The organism is Micromonospora sp. NPDC049836, from assembly GCF_044465125.1.
In the GTDB taxonomy this organism is placed as follows: domain Bacteria; phylum Actinomycetota; class Actinomycetes; order Mycobacteriales; family Micromonosporaceae; genus Micromonospora.
In genome coordinates this window covers 1-2,372 of sequence record NZ_JBITLH010000037.1, presented here as the reverse complement: position 1 = coordinate 2,372, position 2,372 = coordinate 1, and the positions used below count along the sequence as shown (strand labels likewise).

General features: G+C 68.8%; 2 protein-coding genes. Both read right to left on the bottom strand.

Features of this window, described 5'->3' with window-relative positions; translation table 11 throughout:
- Positions 1-78: 78 nt before the first annotated feature.
- A complete protein-coding gene (locus tag ACIBPB_RS33610; RefSeq protein ID WP_396843253.1) occupies positions 79-420 on the bottom strand; it encodes a hypothetical protein in 342 nt (113 codons plus the stop codon).
- A 12-nt stretch (positions 421-432) separates the two neighbouring features.
- Positions 433-2,241: an IS481 family transposase gene (locus ACIBPB_RS33605; protein ID WP_396843254.1), complete on the bottom strand. Its 1,809-nt coding sequence runs from the start codon at positions 2,239-2,241 to the stop codon at positions 433-435.
- Positions 2,242-2,372: the final 131 nt, after the last annotated feature.

The following is a 2,372-nucleotide window of genomic DNA, read 5'->3' as shown; positions in this document are numbered from 1 at the left end:
TGTCGAGTCCCACCTGAGGCTTGACGTTTTCGTCCCAGCTGATGGTTGACGGAGTGGCCTAGGGAAGATTCGGTGGGCTCATCGTAGACGGGTTTGGGGTTGGGTTAGATCGATGTGATGCTCGACTGGGCGATGTGTCGGCCCGGTGTATTCGGTGAGGGTGAACCGGCGGTGGTCGTCGGTGGGGTGGACTGTGACGGCGACGGTGCTTCCGTCTTCGAAGCGCAGCGTGAAGACGGGGTCTTGGTCGCAGAGGAACGCGAAGCCGTCGCGGTCCTCGTCGGTGTCGCTGATCAGGCGGCCGTGGGCGTCCCAGCCGGCGTCGCTGGCGGTGATCACGACGGCCACTTCGACACTGCCAAGAAGGGTCGAGGTGTTGGCCCACCAGTCCAGCCAGCAGCGGCCCTCGAAGCGGTCCATGCCGTCACCTCTTTAAAGATCAAACCCCGGCCGGAAGATGTCGGTCTTGCGTGGTCGGTGGGCTTTGATGCTGCGGACCGGCTGGTCGTTGGTCCGCCGGAATGTGCGGGGGCCATCGTCGCATTCGACGGTGAGGGTGGTGTCCGTGACGTCGATGGTGACGGTCTTGCCGGCGTGGACCCGGCCGAGGGCGACCTTCTGGCCGACGACCATGACGACTCCGCTGTTGGAGGCCCGCCGCTGCACCCGGGTGGGTCCGGTGGCGGGTTGGGGCGGGGGACCTGCCGGGCGGGCACCTCGCAGCCGGCTTGCCTCGTCGGGGGTGAGCGGGTTGGGGCGGGTGCGCAGGAGTTCGCGACTTTCCAAATGGAAAAACGTCAGGGTGGTGGCGTCGACGCGGATGCCGACGCGACGGCCGCCGAGGATCTCGGCAGCGAGGATGATGTGCTGGCCGAGGGAGACGCTGCCGCTGCGGCTGACGGTCCGTTCGACCTCCACCACGCCCGGACGGCCCGCCGTGTCGATGGGCAGCGGTGATGGCCCGGCCGGACGGCCGCCGGTGCGGGCCAACATGGCCAGGTCGGTCACCGACAGGTGTGAGCGCACGGATTTGATCCGGGCGCCGGCGATGAGCAGGTGGATGACGTCGGTGTCGGCCCAGAACGTCACGGTCACGCCGGAGCGGGCTGGGCCGAGCCAGAACTGTTTGCCGGCGACTTGCAGGTTGCCCGAGGGCGGCACGACCCGGTCGAACTCCACCGGCCCACCGCGATAGTCGACAACTGGCTGCGGCGGTTCGGCATCGTCGACAGCCGCCATCACGCCCAGGTCGACGGGCGAGGCGATCGGGGTGGGATCGCCGACGGCGTCGGTGAGGAAGCCGGGCAGCTTCACCGGCATCAGCCGCTGATCCGGGCCGGTCGCCGGCCGGAACCGGTCGGCCGGGAACGCCATGTCCAGGGACTGGTGCGGCCGGCCGTTGTTGTATTCGTGCCGGAACGCATCCATTGCCGCTTGCGCCGCCGCCAGGTCGGCGAACACCCCGGCGTCGTCCAGCAGCTCCCGCCGCAGGGTCTGGTGGAAGCGTTCCACCTTCCCCGTGGTGGTCGGGGAGGCGGGCTGGGTAAGCCGGTGCACGATCCCGTTCTCTCGGCAGATCCGGTCGAACAACACCTCCCCGCCCTTGCCGAACCGGTCGGTGAACTGCTTGCCGTTGTCCGTCAACAGCTCCTCGGGCACCCCGAACCGGGCCAGCCCCTCGGCCAGGGCCAGACACACTGCACGGCCGGTCGCCCGGCGGACCACCTTCGCGATCACCGCGAACCGGGAATGGTCGTCCACCCCGGTGACCACCTTGGCCTCGGTGCCGTCAGCGAGCAGGATTCCGCCGACGATGTCCATCTGCCACAACTCCATCGGCCGGGCCCGTTCCCACCGCACATAGTCGCCCCGGCCACGGCGGCGTTTGACCGCCACGTGCAGCCCGTGCCGGGCCAGGATCCGATAGACCGTCATCCGCGACGGCACCGGACCCGGGCAGCCCTTGCGACCCAGCTCGAACGAGATCCGCCGGGCACCCCACCGCGGGTGTTCCCGCCGCAGCTCACACACCGCCGCCTCCACCTCCGGCGACGCCTGATGCGGACACGAGTCCGGCCGATGCGACCGGTCCTGCAACCCGGCCAGACCAGCCTCCTCATACCGACGCAGCCACGCGTGAACGCTCTGCCGCGTCACCCCCAGCTGTGCGGCGACCTCGCTCATGCGGTCCCCGGCCTTCACCGCGAGAACCGCGCGATACCGCTGTTCCACCACCGACATGTGCACCAGCGCCAATCTCGGCCCCCTGACCTCGTGATGCCCGCAGACATCACGCGATCAAGAAGCCGAACACGGCCACTGTCAAGCATCAGATGGGACGCCGATGTAAAGCATCAGCCGGGACACGACAA

Bases quoted from the DNA above. Each gene is read 5' to 3' on its own strand.
- ACIBPB_RS33610 (WP_396843253.1), bottom strand. From the start codon at position 420: ATGGACCGCTTCGAGGGCCGCTGCTGGCTGGACTGGTGGGCCAACACC.
- ACIBPB_RS33605 (WP_396843254.1), bottom strand. From the start codon at position 2,241: ATGTCGGTGGTGGAACAGCGGTATCGCGCGGTTCTCGCGGTGAAGGCC.